The sequence below is a fragment of the Mesorhizobium sp. M0938 genome, from assembly GCF_040319125.1.
GTDB classification, from domain to species: Bacteria; Pseudomonadota; Alphaproteobacteria; order Rhizobiales; family Rhizobiaceae; genus Mesorhizobium; species Mesorhizobium robiniae.
Genome location: NZ_JAMYNS010000001.1, coordinates 472352 through 493612 on the forward strand (window position 1 = coordinate 472352; position 21261 = coordinate 493612).

Annotated in this window: 23 protein-coding genes; 7 read left to right on the plus strand and 16 right to left on the minus strand. The window is 63.3% G+C overall.

The window, feature by feature from the left end:
- Nucleotides 1-167 precede the first annotated feature (167 nt).
- The 5 genes from dnaJ (at nucleotide 168) to NKH73_RS02265 (ending at nucleotide 3895) form a co-directional block, all read left to right on the plus strand.
- The gene (gene dnaJ / locus NKH73_RS02245; RefSeq protein WP_095484655.1) at nucleotides 168-1298 is read left to right on the plus strand and encodes a molecular chaperone DnaJ; all 1131 of its coding nucleotides are present in this window, start codon (nucleotides 168-170) and stop codon (nucleotides 1296-1298) included.
- A gap of 141 nt (nucleotides 1299-1439) precedes the next feature.
- Nucleotides 1440-2045, plus strand: coding sequence for a phospholipid N-methyltransferase PmtA (gene pmtA, locus NKH73_RS02250; protein ID WP_352927424.1), 606 nt, complete (start codon nucleotides 1440-1442; stop codon nucleotides 2043-2045).
- Nucleotides 2046-2281: 236 nt separating this feature from the next.
- Entirely contained in the window at nucleotides 2282-2878 is a 597-nt protein-coding gene (locus tag NKH73_RS02255; RefSeq protein ID WP_352927427.1) for an NADPH-dependent FMN reductase, read from the plus strand.
- A 20-nt stretch (nucleotides 2879-2898) separates the two neighbouring features.
- Nucleotides 2899-3582: an orotidine-5'-phosphate decarboxylase gene (pyrF, locus tag NKH73_RS02260; protein ID WP_352927673.1), complete on the plus strand. Its 684-nt coding sequence runs from the start codon at nucleotides 2899-2901 to the stop codon at nucleotides 3580-3582.
- A gap of 25 nt (nucleotides 3583-3607) precedes the next feature.
- Nucleotides 3608-3895, plus strand: coding sequence for a DUF1330 domain-containing protein (locus tag NKH73_RS02265; protein ID WP_192363750.1), 288 nt, complete (start codon nucleotides 3608-3610; stop codon nucleotides 3893-3895).
- A 148-nt stretch (nucleotides 3896-4043) separates the two neighbouring features.
- Here NKH73_RS02265 and NKH73_RS02270 read toward each other — a convergent pair whose 3' ends face one another.
- The 12 genes from NKH73_RS02270 to NKH73_RS02325 all read right to left on the minus strand — a co-directional run bounded on the left by NKH73_RS02270 (nucleotide 4044) and on the right by NKH73_RS02325 (nucleotide 14928).
- Nucleotides 4044-4397, minus strand: a complete 354-nt coding sequence (locus NKH73_RS02270) for a cupin domain-containing protein (RefSeq protein WP_352927430.1) — start codon at nucleotides 4395-4397, stop codon at nucleotides 4044-4046.
- A gap of 25 nt (nucleotides 4398-4422) precedes the next feature.
- Nucleotides 4423-5808, minus strand: a complete 1386-nt coding sequence (locus NKH73_RS02275) for an NAD(P)/FAD-dependent oxidoreductase (protein WP_352927433.1) — start codon at nucleotides 5806-5808, stop codon at nucleotides 4423-4425.
- Between the two features lie 23 nt (nucleotides 5809-5831).
- Complete coding sequence (locus NKH73_RS02280; protein ID WP_352927435.1) at nucleotides 5832-6941, minus strand: ABC transporter ATP-binding protein; 1110 nt, start codon at nucleotides 6939-6941, stop codon at nucleotides 5832-5834.
- 1 nt (nucleotide 6942) lies between these two features.
- Nucleotides 6943-7728: an ABC transporter permease gene (locus tag NKH73_RS02285; protein ID WP_352927439.1), complete on the minus strand. Its 786-nt coding sequence runs from the start codon at nucleotides 7726-7728 to the stop codon at nucleotides 6943-6945.
- A complete protein-coding gene (locus tag NKH73_RS02290; RefSeq protein WP_352927442.1) occupies nucleotides 7725-8618 on the minus strand; it encodes an ABC transporter permease in 894 nt (297 codons plus the stop codon). Before NKH73_RS02290 ends, NKH73_RS02285 begins: the two co-directional genes overlap by 4 nt.
- Nucleotides 8619-8627: 9 nt before the next feature.
- Nucleotides 8628-9698 carry an extracellular solute-binding protein gene (locus NKH73_RS02295; protein WP_352927444.1) on the minus strand — a complete coding sequence of 357 codons (1071 nt, stop codon included), beginning with the start codon at nucleotides 9696-9698 and terminating at the stop codon, nucleotides 8628-8630.
- Nucleotides 9699-9727: 29 nt separating this feature from the next.
- Complete coding sequence (locus tag NKH73_RS02300) at nucleotides 9728-10396, minus strand: helix-turn-helix domain-containing protein (RefSeq protein WP_352927447.1); 669 nt, start codon at nucleotides 10394-10396, stop codon at nucleotides 9728-9730.
- A gap of 95 nt (nucleotides 10397-10491) precedes the next feature.
- Entirely contained in the window at nucleotides 10492-11580 is a 1089-nt protein-coding gene (locus tag NKH73_RS02305) for a D-alanine--D-alanine ligase family protein (RefSeq protein ID WP_352927449.1), read from the minus strand.
- A 108-nt stretch (nucleotides 11581-11688) separates the two neighbouring features.
- On the minus strand, nucleotides 11689-12570 hold the full coding sequence (locus tag NKH73_RS02310) for an SMP-30/gluconolactonase/LRE family protein (protein WP_352927452.1): 882 nt from the start codon (nucleotides 12568-12570) through the stop codon (nucleotides 11689-11691).
- Nucleotides 12567-13208 carry a 2-dehydro-3-deoxy-6-phosphogalactonate aldolase gene (locus tag NKH73_RS02315; RefSeq protein WP_352927455.1) on the minus strand — a complete coding sequence of 214 codons (642 nt, stop codon included), beginning with the start codon at nucleotides 13206-13208 and terminating at the stop codon, nucleotides 12567-12569. Before NKH73_RS02315 ends, NKH73_RS02310 begins: the two co-directional genes overlap by 4 nt.
- The gene (locus NKH73_RS02320; RefSeq protein ID WP_352927459.1) at nucleotides 13205-14164 is read right to left on the minus strand and encodes a 2-dehydro-3-deoxygalactonokinase; all 960 of its coding nucleotides are present in this window, start codon (nucleotides 14162-14164) and stop codon (nucleotides 13205-13207) included. Before NKH73_RS02320 ends, NKH73_RS02315 begins: the two co-directional genes overlap by 4 nt.
- A complete protein-coding gene (locus tag NKH73_RS02325) occupies nucleotides 14161-14928 on the minus strand; it encodes an SDR family NAD(P)-dependent oxidoreductase (protein WP_352927462.1) in 768 nt (255 codons plus the stop codon). The genes NKH73_RS02320 and NKH73_RS02325 overlap by 4 nt, the downstream gene beginning before the upstream one ends.
- 309 nt (nucleotides 14929-15237) lie before the next feature.
- Between NKH73_RS02325 and gshB the strand changes: the two genes are divergently transcribed.
- A complete protein-coding gene (gene gshB, locus NKH73_RS02330; protein ID WP_352927465.1) occupies nucleotides 15238-16179 on the plus strand; it encodes a glutathione synthase in 942 nt (313 codons plus the stop codon).
- Between the two features lie 111 nt (nucleotides 16180-16290).
- Here gshB and mepA read toward each other — a convergent pair whose 3' ends face one another.
- The 4 genes from mepA to NKH73_RS02350 form a co-directional block, all read right to left on the minus strand.
- Nucleotides 16291-17361, minus strand: coding sequence for a penicillin-insensitive murein endopeptidase (gene mepA, locus NKH73_RS02335; protein ID WP_352927676.1), 1071 nt, complete (start codon nucleotides 17359-17361; stop codon nucleotides 16291-16293).
- A gap of 161 nt (nucleotides 17362-17522) precedes the next feature.
- Nucleotides 17523-18431 (minus strand): SDR family oxidoreductase, encoded by a 909-nt coding sequence (locus NKH73_RS02340; protein ID WP_352927468.1) that lies wholly within the window; start codon nucleotides 18429-18431, stop codon nucleotides 17523-17525.
- Nucleotides 18428-19588: a tRNA epoxyqueuosine(34) reductase QueG gene (gene queG / locus NKH73_RS02345; protein ID WP_352927471.1), complete on the minus strand. Its 1161-nt coding sequence runs from the start codon at nucleotides 19586-19588 to the stop codon at nucleotides 18428-18430. The genes NKH73_RS02340 and queG overlap by 4 nt, the downstream gene beginning before the upstream one ends.
- Entirely contained in the window at nucleotides 19569-20261 is a 693-nt protein-coding gene (locus NKH73_RS02350) for a glutathione S-transferase family protein (RefSeq protein ID WP_352927473.1), read from the minus strand. The genes queG and NKH73_RS02350 overlap by 20 nt, the downstream gene beginning before the upstream one ends.
- Nucleotides 20262-20448: 187 nt before the next feature.
- Here NKH73_RS02350 and NKH73_RS02355 point away from each other — a divergent pair, with 187 nt between their 5' ends.
- On the plus strand, nucleotides 20449-21255 hold the full coding sequence (locus NKH73_RS02355) for an undecaprenyl-diphosphate phosphatase (RefSeq protein ID WP_352927477.1): 807 nt from the start codon (nucleotides 20449-20451) through the stop codon (nucleotides 21253-21255).
- The last annotated feature ends 6 nt before the right edge of the window (nucleotides 21256-21261 follow it).

The window sequence follows — 21261 nt, forward strand, 5'->3', positions numbered from 1 at the left end:
GGCTTTTTTGCAACTCCGGCCGAAAAAATGCGGGCTTGATCGAAAAAATGCGGGCAAGCCCGCGTCGACACTGGCATCCCGGCCCCATCGCACCTAAATCGGAACAGCGTGCCGGCAAACGACGCAACAAGGCTTCAAGACGTTGAATATCCGGACTGCAGGAAAAGATGAAAGCTGATTTCTACGAAACGTTGGGCGTGCAAAAGGGGGCCGACGAGAAGGAGCTCAAGAGCGCTTTCCGCAAGCTCGCCATGCAGTTCCATCCCGATCGCAATCCCGGCGACCATTCCTGCGAGCACAAGTTCAAGGAAATCAACGAAGCCTACGAGACGCTGAAGGATCCGCAGAAGCGCGCGGCCTACGACCGTTTCGGCCACGCCGCCTTCGAACAGGGCGGCATGAATGGCGGCGCGCAAGGCTTCGGCGCCGGCGGCTTCGCCGATATCTTCGAGGATATTTTCGGCGATATGATGGGCGGGCGCCAGCGCCGCTCCTCAGGTGGCCGCGAGCGCGGCGCCGACCTGCGCTACAATATGGAAATCACGCTGGAGGAGGCATTCGCCGGCAAGACGGCGCAGATTCACGTGCCGGCGTCGATCTCCTGCACGGAATGCTCCGGCACCGGCGCCAAGCCCGGCACTCAGCCCGTCACCTGCTCGATGTGCAACGGCCATGGCAAGGTGCGCGCCACGCAAGGCTTCTTCTCGATCGAGCGCACCTGCCCGCAATGCCAGGGGCGTGGCCAGACCATTAAGGAGCCATGCCCGAAATGCGCCGGTCAGGGCCGCGTCACCGAGGAGCGGTCGCTCTCGGTCAACATCCCGGCCGGTATCGAGGACGGCACCCGCATCCGCCTCGCCAATGAGGGCGAGGCCGGCCTGCGCGGCGGTCCGTCGGGCGATCTCTATATTTTCCTGGCGGTCAAGCCGCACGAATTCTTCCAGCGCGACGGAGCCGATCTCTACTGCAAGGTGCCGATCTCGATGACGACCGCCGCGCTTGGCGGTTCGTTCGAGGTGGCAACGCTGGACGGCACCCAGACGAAGGTGAAGGTACCGGAAGGCACCCAGAACGGCCGTCAATTCCGTCTCAAGGGCAAGGGCATGCCGGTCCTGCGCCAGCACAATGTCGGCGACCTCTATATCCAGACCGCGGTAGAGACGCCGCAAAACCTGTCGCGCCGCCAGCGCGAGCTGCTGGAGGAATTCGAACAGCTTTCCTCGAAGGACAATTCGCCCCAGTCGAGCGGCTTTTTCGCCCGCATGAAGGACTTCTTCGAAACCTTCAGCGAGCGCTGACGCCTGTTCTTGCCAATCAACGTAGAGTACAATCAAGGGGAAGCTCCCCTAGCGTCATCAACATCTTAAACCGGCATCCGCCTTGCCTTGGACCCTGTAGCTGCTAAGTAGCCTCTCGGGGGAGCGTTCAGGAGAACTTGCATGGCACATGGTCCCGGACTGCGAAAAGCGCTGGCGGAAAAGTTCGATGACGAACTGAAGTTCTTCAAGGGCTGGATCGACAAGCCAAAGGCCGTCGGTTCGATCGTGCCAACCAGTTCCATCACGGCCCGCAAGATGGCCTCCGTCGTCGACCCGACGTCAGGCCTGCCAGTGCTCGAAGTTGGGCCCGGCACCGGCGTCATCACCCGGGCGATCCTTGCCCGGGGCGTAAGGCCTGAAAATCTCTACGCGGTCGAATATTCCACTGATTTCGTGCACCATCTGCGCCGGCTCTATCCCGGCGTCAACGTCATCGAGGGCGACGCCTTCAATCTCGACGCGACGCTCGGCGACAAGAGCGGCCTGACCTTCGATTCGGTCGTCTCCGGCGTGCCGTTGCTCAATTTCCCGGTCGCCCAGCGCATCGCCTATGTCGAAAGCCTTCTCGACCGCATCCCGACGGGCCGCCCGATCGTGCAGCTGACCTACGGCCCGATGTCGCCGATCCCGCCCGGCCGCGGCGATTACACGGTCGAGCATTTCCATTTCGTCATCCGCAACATCCCGCCAACGCAGCTTTGGATCTATCGGCGCGGGGCGCATTAGGGTGTGCCGATATTCAGGTGAGGCCGACCTGTAAATGGCAGCCTCCTGCGCTTCCGGTGCTCACGTACTTCAAGTACGCTCCGCTCCGGTTCTCGGAACCAACCATTTTCGACTCGGCCTGACCTGAATCTCAACACACCCTTCGCGCATGTGCCCCCAGAACCGCTTTCGATTTTTGGGCCGATGCGTTGATTTGAGTGACCCTTGGCTGTACCTGTTCGGGAACAAGGTGGCCAATGGCAGTGATCCCGAAAATTCTCGTCTTCGCGGGCTCGATTCGCGCTGGCGCCTACAGTGGCAGAACCGCCGATGTGGCGCAGAAGGAACTCGCCATGCAGGGCGCCGAGGTGACCCGCATCTCGCTTGCCGACTATCCGCTGCCGATCCTGGACGAGGACCTGGAAAGGGAGAAGGGCGTTCCCGAAAACGCCATGAAGCTTGCCCGGCAGATCGCCGCCCATGACGGGCTGCTGATCGCGACGCCCGAATATAACGGCTCCATCCCGCCGCTGCTCAAGAACAGCATCGACTGGGTGAGCCGGGTGCGCAAGGATGGCGGGCGGTCGTTCAGGCCGTTCACCGGCAAGCCTGCTGGCCTTTGTTCGTCTTCCAAAGGGCACTTCGCCGGCGTACGCTGTATCAACCATCTGCGCGCCGTGCTGGTTCGCTGCCAGATGGAGGTGGTGACGCCGGAGTGCTCGGTACCGGAGGGCGGCAACGCCTTTGACGAGGACGGAAATTTCAGGGACGAGAGACTGCACAGATCGATGGAGCACCTATGCCGCACGCTGATCGAAACCTCGCGCATGCTGTCCACCCGGATCGAGGCGTGATCCAGGAACGCGCCGAAACCATGCAGGACAGGCTGATCGTCGGCCTCGACGTGCCGACGCTGAAGGAAGCCGAGAGAACGGTGCGAGAGCTCGACGGGGTCGTCTCCTTTTACAAGATCGGCTACCAGCTCGCCTTTGCCGGCGGCCTCGATTTCGCCCGCGAGCTCGCCAGCGGCGGCACCAGGATCTTCCTCGACATGAAGCTGCTCGACATCGACAACACGGTGGCCAAGGGCGTCGAGGCCATCGCCAGGATGGGCATGACCATGCTGACACTGCATGCCTATCCGAAGACGATGAAGGCAGCGGTCGAGGCCGCCAGGGGCAGCGATCTCTGCCTGCTTGGCGTCACCGTGCTGACTTCGATGGACGAGCAGGACGTGATCGACGCCGGCTATGAATACGACCCGCATACGCTGGTGCTAAGGCGCTCCGAGCAGGCGCTGCATGCCGGCATGGGCGGCATTGTCTGCTCGGCCGAGGAAGCGGAAGCGGTGCGCCGGATCGTCGGCCCCAATATGGCCGTCGTGACGCCGGGAATACGGCCCAAGGGCAGCGACCATGGCGACCAGAAACGCGTGGTGACGCCAGCGCAGGCGATCCGCAACGGCTCCAGCCATCTCGTCGTTGGCCGGCCGATCGTCGGCGCGACCGACAGGCGGGCGGTCGCGGAAGCGATCCTTGACGAAATGCGCTCGGCTTAACGCTTAGATCTGGGAGAAAAAGAGCATGCCCAAGGGATACTGGATCGCCCGCGTCGATGTGCGTGATGCGGAAGGCTACAAGGACTATGTCACTGCCGCCAAACTGGCCTTCGATCGTTTCGGCGCCGTTTTCCTGGCACGTGGCGGCGCGCATGAAAAGGCCGAGGGGCCGGGTCGCGACCGCAATGTGATCATCGAGTTTCCGTCATTGGCGGCGGCGCACGATTGCTACCACTCGCCGGAGTATCAGCGCGCCGTGACGATCCGCCAGAAAGTGGCCGACGGCGAGATCGTGCTGGTCGAAGGGGTCTAGAGCGATCATCGTTTCACGGAAACGCCGAACCGCTCTATCTCTTTGTTTTTGCGCAATTCCCTAGGGAAAGCGCTATGCGCTTTTCCCGGGAAAACCGTTTCACACTTTTCCTGGAATTGCTCTAGTTCAGCGGCAACCGCCGCGGCGATCAGACCGAATGAAGGATGTAAAGCTTGCGCGTCTTCTCGTGGATGGTCCATTCGCCCTCCCAGCCAAGCGGCAGCACAAGCAATTCGCCGGGCCCGACATTCTTGGCCGCGCCGTCAGGACCATGCAGCGTCACACGACCGGAGACGATGTGGCAAATCTCGGAATTCGTGTCTCGGCGCGCGGTGAACCGGCCCTGCGAACATTCCCAGACACCAACTTCGATCTTGCCGTCATCCGAAGCCCAGAGGGTGCTGGCTGCTTCCAGCTGATCGCCTTCCACCGAGGTGGGTTTCGGCTGGGGCTCGCCGAGGTCGATATGCGCAAGGTGGGCGAAGGTCTTGAAGTCGATCATTCCTGAGTCCTTGAGGTGATGCGGTTCAGTGGCCGGTGATGCGGTCTGCCAGGGCGGCCAGCCGCGATGTCCGCGGCAACCCCTTTGCTTCCCGCTCGTCGGCAATTCGATAGAGCTGATACATCGAATGGACGCCCAGCCAGCGCAGCGGCTCCGGCTCCCATTTGCGCACGGTTCGATTGACCCAGGGAAGCCGCGTCAGCTCGGTGTCGTTGCCCAGCAGCAGATCCCTCAATGTGCGTCCCGAGAGGTTCGAGGTGGAGACGCCGAGGCCGACATAGCCGCCGGCCCAGCCTATTCCGCTCTGCCGGTCGAAGCCCACCGTCGTGCACCAGTCGCGTGGCACGCCCAGCGTTCCACACCACGCATGGTCGAGCCTGAGCTCCTTGGTCTGCGGCAGAAGCGTCGTCAGGATCTTGTGCAGCTTGTCGATCGTCGCCTGCTGGGTGACCCCTCGAATGTCGGTCTTAGAGCCGAAACGATAGGGCACCCCGCGCCCGCCCATGGCAATGCGTCCTTCCCGGGTGCGCTGCGCGTAGCAGTATGTGTGCGCGGCGTCGCCGAGCACCTCGTAGCCGTCCCAGCCGATTTCGCTCCACAGCTTTTCGGACAAAGGCTCGGTCACCACGATGGCGCTGTTGAGCGCCAGCCAAAGTCTCTCGTGGCCGGCAATTCCCGCAGTGAAACCCTCGGTCGCCCGCACGATCTTTTCGGCCCGCACTACGCCCCGATTGGTTACGACCTTGCCTTTCTCGATCGACAGCACGGTCGTCTGTTCACAGATCTGGACACCGAGGCGCTCCACTGCCCTGGCGAGCCCCTGCACCAGCTTTGCGGGCTGAACCCGCGCAACTTTCTTGATGACGAAAGCGCCGCGGGCATTGTGCACCGCTATGCGCCGGCGCATCTCCGCGGCATCGATATACCCGACGCGTTCGTCGGTCAGCTCCCAGGATCTGGCATGGGCATACATCGCCTTGGCGCGTTGCTCCTGCGCCTCATTGGTTGCGACCAGCAGTTCGTCGGTACGGCGAATGTCGGCGTCGATACCTTCGGCTTCCGCGACCGATATGACCTCGTTCACCGTGCCCATCATCGCCGCCTGCATGGCGATGACCCTTTGGCGCGACGATGCCTCCTCATATTTTTCGCGCGACCATGAGAACCCGCCGGACAGCCAGCCGCCATTGCGTCCCGAAGCACCGAAGCCGGCGAACTCCTTCTCGACGATGACGATGTTGAGGTGCGGAGCTGCCTGCTTCAGATAGTAGGCGGTCCAAAGCCCGGTGTAGCCGGCCCCGACGATGCAAATGTCGGCCACGATATCGCCTTGCAGCGGCGGCCGGTAGCCGGGCACGCCGCCAATGTCGGCATACCAGAATGACACGTCGCCGTTCTTCTTCACGTCCATTACTGCGATTCCCAGGATAAGATTCAGGTCAGTGTGAAATCGGCCTTTTCGTCGTCCGCCAACAGCTTCACGTCGCTGCCCGCGAATATCAGGTCGACCTCGTCGCCGATGGCGAAGGTCTCGGCATCCAGCGTCGAGCGCACGATCGCCTTGGAGGTGTCGGCCAGCACGACCTCGTATTTGGAGCCCGATCCGAGATAGATGGCTTCGCCGATGCGACCGGGCAGGACGTTTCGATCCTGTCCGCCCTTCCCCCGTCTGGCGAGGCTCAGCTTCTCCGGCCGCAGCAGCATCACCGGTTTAGCGCCGTCTGGAAGGCGTTTGGCGGCGGCCACTTTCCGTCCGGCTATTTCGATGGCGGTCTCGCCGCCGGAGGTGGAGGCTGCACCACGCAGTATCGTCGAGTCGCCGACGAACTTGCCGACGAACAAGGTCTCGGGCTCATCGTAGAGTTGGCGACCGCTGCCGATCTGCTCGATGCGTCCCTGGTTGAACACGGCGATGCGGTCGGAGAGGACAAGGGCCTCCTCCTGGTCGTGCGTGACGTAGACGAAGGTGGTGCCCAATTCCCGGTGGATCCGCTTGATCTCGAGCTGCAGCCATTCACGCAGCTTCTTGTCGAGCGCGCCGAGCGGCTCGTCCATCAGCAGCAGCGGCGGGTCGAATACGATGGCGCGCGCCAGCGCGACGCGCTGCTGCTGCCCGCCGGAAAGCTCGCTGGGGAAGCGGTGGCCGAAATCCGCCATCTTCACCATGTCCAGCGCCTTGCGCACCCGCGCCTCGCGATCGGGATTGGCGATGCCGCGCAAGGTCAGCGGATATGCGACGTTCCTGCTCACCGTCATATGCGGAAACAGCGCGTAGTGCTGGAAGACCACGCCGATATTGCGCTTGTGCGCCGGTACGCCGATGACGCTCTTGCCGCCGACATCAAGCGAACCCGAGCTGACCTCGGTGAAGCCAGCGATGACGTTGAGCGTCGTCGTCTTGCCCGAACCGCTGGGTCCGAGCAGCGTCATGAACTCCCCCGGCTCGATGTGCAGCGAGACCTTATCGAGAGCGACGAAGCTGCCATATTGTTTGCTGACGGATTTGAGATCGATGGCTGCGCCGCGTGTCGATGGTGAGGCCATGTCAGCGTTTTCCCTGTCTCGAGCCGATCAGCAGCCCCGCCCCGATAACCAGCGACGTCACGATGAAGAGCAGCGTGCCCACCGCCGCAACGGTGGGGTCGGCGTCCCGGGTGATGCTGGAGAAGATCTGGACCGGCAGTGTCTTCAGGTAAGGGCTGGTGATGAACAGCGCGACAATGATCTCGTCGAATGAGGTTACGAAGGCAAACAGCAAGCCCGACAGGATGCCCGGCGCGATCAGCGGCAAGGTCACTGTCCTGAATGCGGTCAGCCGGGTCGCACCGAGGCTGGCCGCAGCCGTCTCCAGCCGTTTGTCGAAGACTTCCAGGCTGGCGGAGACGGCGATGATGACGAAAGGAACGGCGAGCATCGTGTGGGCCAGCACGAAGCCGGTCATGGTGCCGACCAACTGCGTATCGAGATAGACCGCATAGATTCCGACGGCGAGTACCACCCCCGGGACGACCATTGGCGTGATCAGCAGTGCGCGCAGCACGCCGCTGACGCGGCTTTTCATGCGATCGAGGCCGAATGCCGCCAGCGTGCCGATGACAGTGGCGAACACCGCCGTGACGACGGCAACCTTGAGCGAGCCGACCAGGCTCGCCAACCATTCGGGGTTGGTGAAAAAGTTCTGGTACCACTGCCAGGAAAAGCCGGATGGCGGAAAGGCCAGCGACTTCTTGTCGTTGAACGACATCGGCACGACGACGATTGTCGGCGCGACCAGCCAGACCGCGACCAGCAGGCAGAACAGACCGAGCAGGATTCGGCCGGGCTGTTTCATCCGCGTCTCGATCCCGTCTTGTACGGTTGGCGCGACAGCGGCGCTGCAAGCGCGAGCAGGACGAAGGTCGCGATCAACAACACCACACCCATAGCACCGCCGCGACCCCAGTTGAGCAGGCTGAGCACCTGGTTCTGGATCAGGGTCGAGAGCATGGTCGAACGCGGACCGCCGAGCAGCGCGGGGGTGATGTAGAAGCCGAGCGCCAGAATGAACACGATGATGGCGCCAGCATAGACGCCCGGAAGCGAGAGCGGCAGATAGACCTGGGCAAAGGCGCGCGCCGGGCTGGCGCCGAGGCTTCGTGCCGCCTGCATGAGCCGCAGGTCGATCGTCTTCATCACCGAATAGAGCGGCAGGATCATGAACGGCAGCAGCACCTGCGCCATGCCGATCACCACGCCGGTCTGCGTGCGGATCAGTTTGACCGGACTAAGGCCGACTGCCCGGATGACGGAGTTGATTACGCCGGAGTCCTGCAAAAGGATGACCCATGCCAGGGTGCGCACCACGCCGCTCACCCAGAACGGCACCAGCACGCACAGGATCAGGATAAGCCGCATCTTGGGTCCGACTGCGGTCATCACATAGGCATAGGGATAGCCGGCGATGAGACATACCAGCGTCACCCAGGCGGAGATCGCGAAGGTCCGCTGGAGGACGGTCAGGTTGACCGGTGTGCCGAAGAACCAGGCGTAGTTCTGCCATCCCCATTGCGGCTCGGAAAAGCTCCGCAAGGTCACGATGGCGAGCGGCAGGCCCAGGCAGACAACGAGCAGCAGCAGCGCCGGCGCGACGAGCCAAAAAGCCTGTCCGCGAAACCAGCGCCGCCGGTCACCTGCCGCGACAGCCGGACCAGTGTTCCGGCTGTCTGTTGTTATCGTTGCCACGGGGCGGGCCTAGTTGCCCGCCATCAACGCGTTCCACTTTTCGTTCGCGACCTCGAAGTTCTCCACCCAGAACTTGATGTTCTGCTGATAGCCAAGCTTAAGCTTGTCCGGCGTGTTGGTCATGAACGCCGCGGTGACCTCGTCCACTTCGGGCTTCGCGTCCTTGTGGATCGGGGTATATGAGGTGGTTTTTGCAAGCGTCTCCTGCGCGCCCTTGCCGACATAGGCGTTGATCAGCGCATGCGCCGCGTCGGGATCCTTGACGCCCATCGGAATGGTCATCTGGTCCATCACGACCAGCCAGTCCTGCCACACCGGCGTGTACGCCGCGCCGTTCTTCACCGCGGTCATGGCGCGTCCGGTCCACATCGCGATCATGTCGGCTTCGCCGGATTCGGCGAGCTGCTGGGAATCGGCGCCGGTCTTCCAGAAGATCGTGTCCGGACCGAGCGACTTCACCTTCTCGATAGCCTTGTCGATGTCGGCAACCGTCATGCTTTCCACCGACCCACCGGCTGCGAGCAGCGCCTGCTCGATCATGCCGCCGGACAGATCGCCGCTGCCCTCCAGAGCGCGCGAGCCCGGGAACTTCTCGATGTCGAAGAAATCCTTCCAGTTCTTGGGCGGGTTATCCTTGTACTTTTCAGTGTTGTACATCAGCACCACGCCATAGTTCATGGCCGGCACACTGCAATCGCTGATCTGGCCCTGTGGAATGTTGGACGTGTCGATCTTCGAGAAGTCCAACTTCTGGAACAGCTTGCCGCAATAGACGTAGGGCGGGAAATCGCCGGTGTCGACAACGTCCCAGGTGACATTGCCGGACTCGACCTGCGCCTGCAGTTTCGAGATTTCGGTTGGCCCGTCGCTGAGCAGCGTCACACCTGATTTGTCGACGAACTCTTTCAGCGCGGCGATCTGGCCGTCCTGATAAATGCCTCCATACGAGACGAAGGTAAGCGTCTTGCCCTTCAGCGAGCCCTCGGCCACCTCGCCCGCCACAGGCTTGCTCTGTGCAAGCGCTGCGGTCGTGATCATCAGCAGCCCGAGCGCGGCCGCCTGTCCGATCTTGGTCTTCATGTTTTATCTCCCATTTACGTGCACCCGCATTACTTTTGTGCGCCCGGCTGCGAGCCTTGTCCGGACGTGTATTGATTGAGTTCCGCCGCCCCGCTGGTCGGCGGCGCGATGATCCAGAGCACCTGCGCCGGCGTCTTGCCGATGTTCACCGTGCGATGCGGCGTCGAGGTTGCGTATTCGATGCTGTCGCCCTCGTTCATGACGAAGCGCTCGTCTGCCAGCGTCAGCTCGACCGTTCCCTTCAGGACGACGAACATCTCGTGTTTGCCGCCATGCGTGTAAGCGTCGTTGCCGGTCGAGCCGCCGACCTCGAAATCTCCCGAATAAACCTCGAATTCATGGATCGGCCGCCGCGACAGCAACGTCTTTCGGCAACCGTGGCTGATCGGCAGCAGGGGCCGGTCGGCCCTGGTGAGCACCTTGTGGAACCCACCTTCGGTCTGCTCGAACAAGTCGTTGATGCCGAGGTCCAGCGCAGCCGCGATCCGCATCAGAGTGCTGGCGCTGGCTCCACTCAGATTGCGCTCGAGCTGACTGATGAAGCTTGCCGTCGTGCCAATCATGTCGGCCAGCTGACGAAGCGAAATGCGTCGGGCAGTGCGAATGGCCTTGATCCGCCCTCCGACATGCTTTGTCTTGTCCGCATCCGCCGCTGCCAGCACGGCCATGTCCGGGGATGTCGCAGAGTCGACTTTCACCGAGCTCCTCCTTCACTTAACACCCTATTAAGTGAGATGCTGGAACGCAAGCTATTTGTCGAGATACGATATGATCCTGGGTCGCTGGGGCAGCGTTAGGCAGGATTTCTACTCAAGACGCGATCATTCTGGCTAAAACGGCTCGCGGCGGTCTCGGCCATCGCATCGGCGAGACCCATCTCCCATTGCGTTCGGCAATAGGCGCGGAAATCGAAGCAGGGCAGGCCGGGGCAGACCTCGAATTCGATGAGATGAACGCTGTCGTCGGCTTCGACCCGGAAGTCGATGGAAAACACATCCCTCAAGCCGAGCCCGGCCATCAGCCTTTGCGCTATCCGTCGGATGCTTGCGTCGGCTCGCGGCTGGCTGGCGGCGATCGGCAGCAACACCGGCTCCGTGTATGTTCCCGCGGCCCTCGCAGCCTCGCCGGTGTCGCCGTAGAGCGCCAGGCTATCTTCCATGGTCTGGAAATCGCCGCCCGAATCGACGAAGGCGATGCCGAGCGCCTCGACGCCGGTGTCCGGCCTCAATCCGAGAAAACTTGCGCGCGCATTGCGCCCGGCGACATAGGGCTGCACGAGGGCGTCGTCGCGATAGGCGGCGAAGATGCGTCGGCTAAGCTCCAGCGCGTGGCCGAGATCACCACTGCGCGAATCCGGCCAGATGCCGATCTTGGCGCCGAGCCGGTTCGGTTTGACGAACCAGCCGGTAGGCGAAGGCGGTGGCTCGACCAGCCAGCGGCCGTCGCGGGCCAGCCCGGCTTGCGGTACCGGCAGGCCGAGCGCGCCAAGCACGGCACCGCATCGGAACTTGTCCTGGCAGAGCGCAAACAGCGCATCATCGGCGCCGACCGTCTTCAGGCCGTTCAGCCTTGCCAGGGCCGGCGCTGCACCACCACGGAAGTAGGCGACGCCGTCGGTCAGCGTCCACACCAGCGTCGTGTCCGGGTCCTCACCGTCAAGCACGTTTGCGGCATCGTCGAGCGCCACCGGCGCGAAGGACAGGCCGCGCGTCAGGCAGGCTGCGGCCAGCGCATCGAACTCAGGGGCGATGTCGGTCGATTGCGCCAGATAGGAGGCGATTTCGGCGGCGCGCTCCGGCATGTGGCCATCGGCGATCAGCCGCTCGATGCAGACCTTTTCCGGCTCATAGACGAGGATCAGCTTCGGTTTCCGGCTTGGCATGGGATGGGTAATTCCTGGCGGCGCGATCACCTACCATCGCATGGTCAGTGTATCAGGCTTTCGCTGAACCGACGTCAGCCAGACGCCTCCACGACAGTGGAAACGTACTCAAGCAATCAGCACGCGCGGCTCGAAGCGGCCGTTGACCTCGACGTCGAGCAGAAACGTCATGCCGGCTTGCGGATCCAGCCGGCGCTGTTTCTCGTCCTTGCCCGACCAGGCGGAGGTGACCGCCAGCCGGTCGGCATTCCTGCCGACAAAGGCCGGGCAAGACGGTTGCGTTACCGGCATCGCGACCGATCGGACGAGCTTGCCGTCAGGTCCGTAAGCCTCGATGACGCTGCCGCCCCAACAGGCGTTCCACAGGACACCGTCTCGATCGAGCACCGAACCATCGATATAGCCCCTAGCCTTGCGGTGATCGACGAAGACCTTCGGTTCGCCGGACGGCAGCCCGTTAGCCGGATCGCAGCCGACCCGCATCAGCAGACCGGTGCTGGTGTCGGTGTAATGGGCGATCGTTCCATCCTCGGAAAAGCAGATCGAGTTCGACACGGTGATATCAGAATAAAGCCGGCGCAATTCCCCCCTGAAGAACCAGTAGATTGAGCCGGCGGCCTTTTCCTCGCCTTTGCCCATCGTGCCGATCCAGAAGGCGCCGCAGGGGTGGACGCGCGAATCGTTCGAACGGGTCACCGGGTTGTCGGCCTCGATCGCCGTGTGCAGCGTCATCTTGCCGGTCGCCACGTCGCGGACGTGCAGGCCGGTTTCGGTGGCGATCAACTGTCTGTTGTCGTCGATGATGGCAATCGCGCTGGCCATCTGGCCAAGCTCGTGGATTTTAACCGCGCCGCCGGAAAGGCGCTTTTCCAGAAGCTGGCCGTTGACGATGTCGAACCAGTAGAGCGTATCCGTGGCCGGGTCGTAACTCGGTCCCTCGCCGAGCTGGCAGACATGGTCGGAAAAAACCGAAACGATAGCTTGCCTCATACTGCCGCTCCAAACGCCGCATCCCAGGCTACTGTGGCAGCCCGCGCCTTCGCGGCCACCTCATCGACACTCATACCAGGCTTGAACAGGCTGGATCCCAAGCCGAAAACGCTGACGCCGGCCGCCTTGTAGCCGGCAAAGTCCTTTTCCGAAACGCCGCCGACCGCGCCGACCAGCGTCTCATCAGGCAAAACGGCGCGCATCGCTGTGATGCCGCCCGCGCCAAGCACGCTGGCCGGGAAGAATTTCAGCGCGGAGGCGCCGAGCCGGAGCGCCTGGAAGGCCTCGGTCGGCGTGAACACGCCGGGCATCGTCACCATGCCATAGTGCATGGCGAGGCCCATGACCTCGGCATCGATGTTGGGGCTGACCAGCAGCCGCCCGCCGGCTTTATGCAATCCGTCAACATCGGCAGCTGTAAGCACAGTCCCGGCTCCGACCAGAGCTGTCGATGGAAGCGCCTCGACGATGCTGGCAATCGAGGCAAACGGGTCCGGCGAATTGAGCGGCACTTCGATCGCTTCGATGCCGGCCTCGAAAATCGCCTGGCCGATTGCCACCGCCTCGCTTGGCTTGAGGCCGCGCAGGATGGCGACAAGGCCGCGCCCAAGCTTCGGAAACGGTGCGGTCTCGGTCATGCTACAACTCCGCTTGCGGCAATCATGCCATTTTCGCGTGCGGCTTCGATCAAGCCGGCACGCACTGCCTCGTCGGCGTCGACAGTCCGAACCGCAAGTCCACCAAGGCCGAGCGCCTCAGTATAGAGCGCGCCGAGCGCGCCAGACGCGATCAGCACGACCGGCGCCGCGCCCTTCCCGTAGCGGCGACTGGCGGAGGCGATCTCGCCGCCGATGAGCAGGCCCGACAGGCAAGCAGCGGCATCGTCGGGTTTTAGGTCCTGCAGCAGGCCCGCCGCGCGGATCGAGAACAGCCTCGATGTGACATCGCCGCCGTCAGCAAGCGCTTGCTCGCACCAGCGCCGGAAAAACGGATTTCCCGATGCGACCGGCTGAGGCTGCTCGCCCAGCGAATGGCGCAGGATCGAATGCGCCGCCAGCACCGAAAACAGCTCGCCGGTCGGCCACGTGCCAAAACCTGCAACGGCGCCGTCCTCGACCAGCACCCATTTCGAGTGGGTGCCAGGCATGCAGACGAGATGGCGACCCTTTGCCGGCAAACCAGCGCCGGCAAGCTGCGTTTCCTCGCCGCGCATGACGTCGGGCGCGTCGGCCTGGCGCTGGGCCAGGCCCGGCACGATGCGGATGTCGCGGCGCTGGCCCGGAATGCGCGCAGCACCGGCCAGAATGGCGCCGATCGGCGCCGGCACTGTGACATAGGGCGCCTCGAGCCAGCCCTGGCGCGAGCCGGCCATGCCGCAGATGATGACGGGCATCGCTTCCGGCGCGCCCATCGCCTCCAGGTGCCCTTCGAGAACGGTCGAGAAACCGGCGGCTTGCGCGGTGATCAGCCCATCGTCACCGCGGCGCTCGGCAAGGACTTTTCCGGCGTCATCGATCAGCCAGACCCGGAGACGGGTTGTGCCCCAGTCGACGGCGGCGACAGAAGGCGCCTTGCTCGCAATTCCTGAGCTCACAGGAAGCCCCCGTCGACGATCAGCATCTGCGCCGTCAACATGCGCGAAGCGTCCGACGCCAGGAACAGCGCCGTGCCGACAATGTCTTCCGGCTGCATCACCTGCTTGATGCATTGCTTGGCGACGTGGGCGGCGAGCGCTTGTTCGCTAACCCAGAGCTGCTTCTGCCGCTCGGTAATCACCCAGCCGGGGGCGATCGCATTGACGCGAATGCCGTCGACGCCGAGCCTGCCGGCAAGGCCCTTGGTCAGGCCGACAATGCCGGCCTTGGCGGCGGTGTAGGCCGGCATGTCGGGATGATTGATGAGATAGGACGTCGAGGTGAAATTGATGATCGAGCCGCCGCCGGCCCGCTTCATGCCCGGCGCCACCGCCTGCGCGGTGAAGAAATGCGGGCGCAGATTGACCGCATGGTTGTTATCCCAGAACTCAACCGTGACGTCTTCCACGGTGTGGCGATCGTCGAGTGCTGCATTGTTGACCAGCACGGTGACGTCGCCATGCGCTTCGGCCGCCTTGGCGGCTGAAGCCCGCAGCGCCTTGATGTCGCGTATGTCTGTGTTGAGATAGAGGGGCCGCCGGCCGAGATCCTTCTCGATACGGTCGGCCAGCGCCAGGCTCGGGCCGTCGGCGATGTCGATGAAGGCAATTTTTGCCCCTTGGCGGGCAAAACCTTCGGTCAGCGCGGCGCCGATGCCGGAGCCGCCGCCGGTGATCAGCACCGAAGCGTCTTTAAGGTCGGCAAAGCGCGCCGATGGCATCATTTTCTCTCTCCAGATCTGGCCCTGTCCGACCGGCGCGCATCCTATCCAGCCAGATCGGAGGAGCAAGGGCGAAAAGCAACTTGGCGGGCTTATGTCTGACAAAAAGACGCTGCGCAGTAACCGCAGTGCGACCGGTCGTCAGATCGCCCAGGCGCAGGGGCGCCACGCCTAGCTATTTGCGCAGTTCTGCCTGCGGCGTTTAGGAACCGTTCCGGCATGCTGCCGCGCATGCAAACGTTGCGATTGGCAGATGCCCGGGGAACCTGTACAGGCAAGCAAAGCTGCCATCCGACCCGCTGGAGATCCGCCATGCCCCTGAAAATCGCTGTCCAGATGGATCATATCTTCACCGTCTCGATTGCCGGCGACACGACTTTTGCGCTGTCGCTGGAAGCGCAGCGCCGCGGCCACCAGTTGTTCCACTATACGCCCGACCGACTGTCGCTGCGCGACGGCAAGGTGTTTGCCCGCATCGAGAAAATGCAGGTCCGCGACGAGAAGGGCAATCACTACTCGCTCGGCGAAAAGGTGCGCACCGATCTGTCGGAGATGGACGTCATCCTGCTCAGGCAGGATCCGCCGTTCGATATGAACTACATCACCACCACGCATATCCTCGAGCGCATCCATCCCAAGACATTGGTCGTCAACGACCCGGCCTGGGTGCGCAACAGCCCGGAGAAGATCTTCGTCACTGAATTCCCCGACCTGATGCCCGAGACGCTGATCACTAAGGACAGCCAAGAGGTCGCCGCCTTCCGCAAGGAGTTCGGCGACATCATCGTCAAGCCGCTCTACGGCAATGGCGGTGCCGGCATCTTCCACCTGCACGAAGCCGACCGCAACCTCGCCTCGCTGCTCGAGATGTTCGGCCAGATGTTCCGTGAGCCCTACATCGTGCAGCGCTACCTGAAGGACGTGCGCAAGGGCGACAAGCGCATCATCCTGATCGACGGCGAGCCGGTCGGCGCCATCAACAGGGTGCCGGCCGAGCATGATTCACGCTCCAACATGCATGTCGGCGGCCGCGCCGAAAAAACCGAACTGACGGCGCGCGAGCGCGAGATCTGCGCCCGCATCGGCCCATCGCTGAAAGAGCGCGGTTTTATCCTGGTCGGCATCGACGTCATCGGCGACTACATGACCGAGATCAACGTGACCTCGCCGACCGGCGTGCGCGAGGTGCAGCGTTTTGGGGGCGCCGATATAGCGAGCTTGTTCTGGGATTGCGTGGAGGGAAAGTGCAAGTAGCGTGCATTGCTTGTGGAAACGGCAGCGTTCTGGACCATTGCATCCGCCGTTTCAACCTTTCCCGTAATGTCCTTGCCTTCGCCCTGCTGAGTTGAGAGCGCCTTCGACGGATCAGTTCCCCGGCCGCGGCCGTGGCAGTGGAATGCCTATCTCGGGCGTTGCCGCGAAGGCGTTGATCGAGGCCGGAAGCGCCGCCGCGCCGCTTGCGGATGCCCGCGCCGGCGCCGGGGCCACCGTGAGAGCGGGTGCAGCCGCGACCGGCACGCCTTCGCCATAATAGGTGACCGCCTCCGCCGAAGCCGGATCGGGCCCGTCGAGCACGGCCTGGCATGCCGCGGGCAGGCTCGCCATGGTCATCACGTCGCGTGCTTTCGGCCTGTCCGGATTCTTGTTCGGGCGCCACGGTTCCTCGGTGAACCACCATGCCAGCGACTGGTCGCAGCCGTCGCCGGGCGCTGTGTTTTCCTGCGCTTTGCAATTGGGCGAGCCGGGCTGGCAGCCGATGCGAATGTGGAAGTGATAGTCGTGGCCCCAGAACGGCCTGACCTTGCGCAGCCATGCGCGGTCGCCCTTCACCGTGTCGCAGAGCTTCTTCTTGATGCCGGGATTGACCAGGATGCGCTCGACTTCAGGATAGCTTGCGGCGCGCTTCAGGAGCCGGGTATGCGCCGGCACCCAGAGCGCATCCTTCACCAAGTGCGTTTTTTCATCGACAAGCAAGGTGGCGCTCATGTTCTCGCGCTGCTCGATCGAAAGCTTGCGGTCGGGCATCGGCGTCAGCCAGATGTCGGCGTCGAGGCCGATCTGGTGCGAGGCATGGCCGGTTAGCATCGGCCCGCCGCGCGGCTGCGAAATGTCGCCAACCAGCAGGCCGGGCCAACCGTCGGCCGCGGCGTCGCGCGACAGTTTCTCGATCAGCGCGATCATAGTCGGATGGCCCCAGCGGCGATTGCGCGAAGGCCGCATCACCTCCCATTTCGGGCCGTCTAGGGGAATGGCAACGCCGCCTGCAAAGCAGCCCTTGGAATAAAAGCCGATCGACTGCGGCGCAGCCACGGCGGGCAACTTTTTGGCGCCGAACAGGTTTTTTGCCAACTCCTCGGCCGCTGCTGGTCGCGCTGCAAGCCCCCCCAGGGCGAGAATGGCGAGCGCTGCTAGTGCATATCGCCCAAAAGTGCGCAGCGGGTTTGGGACAACGACATGCCTAAACAGAGATCTAAAGCGCGTTGGGACGCGCTTTAGCAGCAGCGTTCCACCGGGCAGTGATTGCCTCAACGTTTTCATGGAGCAGAACCCCTCTGCGAATTAAGTCGAATCATATCACGCCCGGCGCGCAGTTTCGATCACGACCGCTTCATCGGGCTGCGCGCCTCGCCGTCGCGCCAGTTGCCGTCAGCCCACATTTGGTCGAAGGCCGAGCGGTAGTCGGGAAAGCGAAAGCGATAGCCGGCCGCCTTGATCGCCGTGTTGGCGACACGCTTGTTCTCGCCATAGAAGGACCGCGCCATGGGCGAAAGTTGGGCGGTCTCGAACGGAATTTCGGGTGGCGGCTCGATTCCCATCAGCCCCGCGGCGTAGGCGACGACGTCCTGTGGCGGCGCCGGCAGGTCGTCGGTGATGTTGAAGATGCCGCCGCGATCGTCTCCGATCAAATGCCAGAGCGCCCCGGCAATGTCGTCGCAATGGATGCGGTTGAACACCTGGCCTGGCTTGACCAGCCGCCGCGCGGTGCCGTTTTTCAGATTGACCAGGGCATTGCGGCCTGGCCCGTAAATGCCGGAAAGGCGCAGGACCGCCACCGGCCGGCCGATGTCCCGACCCAGTTTCAGCCAATCCTGCTCGGCGGCGACACGCATCATCGAGCGCTTCGACACCGGCCGGCATTCGGCGGTCTCATCCACCCAGCCACCGCCATGGTCGCCATAGACGCCAACGGTGGAGAGATAGGCGATCCATTTTAGCGCCGGCGTCTTCCTCGTGATCGTCTCACGCGCCGCATTCAGCACCGGGTCGCCGGCCTCTTCCGGTGCCACCGAGACGACGAGATGGGTTGTTTTCTCGAGCGCGTCGCCAATTTCTGGCGTCAGCGCGCCATCGAAAAGCAGCGGCTGGGTTCCGGCTTGCCGCAACGATTCGAATTTCTCCGGCGAGCGCGTCGTGCCGAAGACAGTTGTCGCGGCATCCTTGCTGGCGCGGGCGAATGCCCTCCCCGAATAGCCGGCGCCGAAAATGAAAATCTGCTTCTCGCTCATGCATGCGCCTCGATTTGATCTGCCAGCGCCAGGCGCCATTCGCGTTGCACGGCCTCGTCGCTTTCCGCTTTCACTGCAGCGGTGGCACGTTTGGCAAATTCGGTCTCAGGCACAAGCCGTGACAGCGCCCATACCGCCGCCCCGCGCACGAGGGGCGAGGCATCGCCCAGCAGCGCACGCACGGCGTTGCCGAGCGAGGCATCGCCGGAATTGCCGGCCGCCATCAGCACATTGCGGACGAAGCGGTCGCGACCGATGCGCTTGATCGGCGAACCGGTGAAGAAGGACCGGAAAGCCGCGTCGTCGAGCGCCAAGAGATCGGCGAGCGCCGGCTCGCGCAGATCCGCGCGGGCGACGAGCTTTGCCTCCGACGCCGTTCGGGCAAACTTGTTCCACGGGCAGGCGGCCAGACAGTCGTCGCAGCCATAGATGCGGTTGCCGATCTTTTCCCGGAACTCGTGCGGGATCGGCCCCTTGTTCTCGATAGTGAGATAGGAGATGCAGCGTCGCGCATCGAGCCGGTAGGGCGCGGGAAAGGCGTCGGTCGGGCAAATGTCGAGACAGGCGCGGCACGAGCCGCAATGGTTGACCTCGGGCGTATCGGGCGCAAGCTCGGCCGTCGTGAAGATGGTGCCGAGGAACAGCCAGGAGCCGTGCTCGCGGCTGACCAGATTGGTGTGCTTGCCTTGCCAGCCGAGGCCGGCGGCTTCTGCCAGCGGCTTTTCCATCACCGGGGCGGTGTCGACGAACACTTTTACGTCGCCGCCGGTGCGGGCCACGATCTTGCCGGCGATCTCTTTCAGCCGGCCCTTCATCACGTCGTGGTAATCGCGGTTCTGCGCATAGACGGAAATCGCGCCGCGGTCACGCTTCACCAGGACCGCGCGCGGGTCGTGGTCGGGGCCATAGTTCATGGCCAGCACAATGATGGAGCGAACCTCGGGCCAAAGTGCTGTCGGCTCGCCCCTGCGTTCGAGCGTCTCGGCGATCCAGCCCATCGAGCCGTGGAAGCCGTCGGCGACGAATGCGGCAAGTCGGGCCGGCGCCTGCGGGATAGCATCGGGAGTGGTAAAGGCAACGGCATCGAAACCGGCGCGCCGTGCCTCGCGGTCGATCAGCGCGCGCAGTTTTTCCGCTTTAGAAATCGAGGTCCGCATAATGTGACACCGGCGACAGGCCGCGCACCCGGTCGGACAAAAGCGGCCGGAACGATGGCCGTGATTTCACCCGTGCATACCATTCGCGCGCAGCAGCATGTTCGCGCCAGTCGATCTCGCCGAGATAGTCGAGCACAGACAGCGCCGCCGCCGCAGCGAGGTCGGCATAGGTGACTTTGCTGCCGGCCAGCCAATGGCGTGTGCCGGCCAGCCAATTGGTATATTTCATGTGCTGGCGGATATTGGCGCGCGCGGCACGGATCGCCGCCGAATCGGGCGAACCGCCGCCCGCCGTTTCCGGCATGACCGGCTTCAGCACGCGCTCGCGCACGAGATGCCGCGTCACCTCGCTATCGGCCTTGTTGAGATACCAGTCGGTCAGTCGGCGGATTTCGGCGCGCCCCATCGGATCCTCGGCGAACAGCCGCTTGTCACGCTTGAGCACGCCGCGCGTCTCGTCGAGATATTCGCCGATGACCATGGCGCCGACGATCGGCACGTCGCCCTCGGCAAGCAGGATCGGCAGCGTGCCGGCCGGGTTCAGCGCCAGGAACTCCTTGCGCCGCGTCCACGGCTTTTCCTCGATCAGCGCCAGCTCTTCGCCATATTCGCCGAAAGCGAGGCGTACGAACCGGCAGGAGGCGAACATCGGGTGGTGGAAAAGCGTCAGCATGGTCCCGCGATAATAGAGCGCACTGGCAAATCGCCGGCTGCGCCGGTAAGTCTTGGCCGCCCCGATTCAAAAGGGCCGTCAGGGTGCTGCGACCTATAGGAGGAGTTCCGCGCCATGACAAGCAAGCCCTTTTGCAAGCCCTTTCGCAAGCCGTTTTTCAAGCCCTCACTCGAACACCGAGGTTTCCATGGAAAGCCAGACCATCGTCGAAGCGCTGCTGCTCGGCATGATCGAGGGCCTGACTGAGTTCATTCCGGTCTCGTCGACCGGCCATATCCTGCTTGCCGGCCATTTTCTTGGCTTCCACTCGACCGGCAAGGCCTTCGAGATCCTGATCCAGCTTGGCGCCATCCTGGCGATTCTCAGCGTCTATTTCCATCGTCTGTGGCAGATGCTGGTCGAACTGCCGCGTGACCGGGTGACGCGGCATTTCGTCCTCGGCATCCTCGTCGCATTCCTGCCGGCGGCCGTCATCGGCGCGCTGGCGCATGGTTTCATCAAGACGGTGCTGTTTGAATCGCCGAGGCTGATCTGCGTCATGCTGATTATCGGCGGCGTGGTCCTGCTGTGGGTGGATCGATTCAAACCGAAGCCGCTCTACCACGACGTCGAGCGGTTTCCGCTCAGGCTCTATCTACAGATCGGACTGTTCCAGTGCCTTTCGCTGATCCCCGGCACGTCGCGCTCCGGCTCGACGATCGTCGGCGCGCTGCTTCTGGGCGTCGACAAGCGGGCGGCTGCGGAATTCTCCTTCTTCCTCGCCATGCCGACGATGGTCGGCGCCTTCGCCTTCGACCTCTTCAAGAACCGCAATGTGCTGACCAGCGCCGACCTACCGGTCATCGCCGCCGGTTTCATCGCGGCCTTTGTCGCGGCGCTTATCGTCGTGCGCTTCCTGCTCAACTACGTCTCGCGCCACGGCTATTCACTGTTCGGCTGGTGGCGGCTGGTCATCGGCACCGTCGGCTTGGTTGCGCTGATGATCTGGGGGTGATCCAGC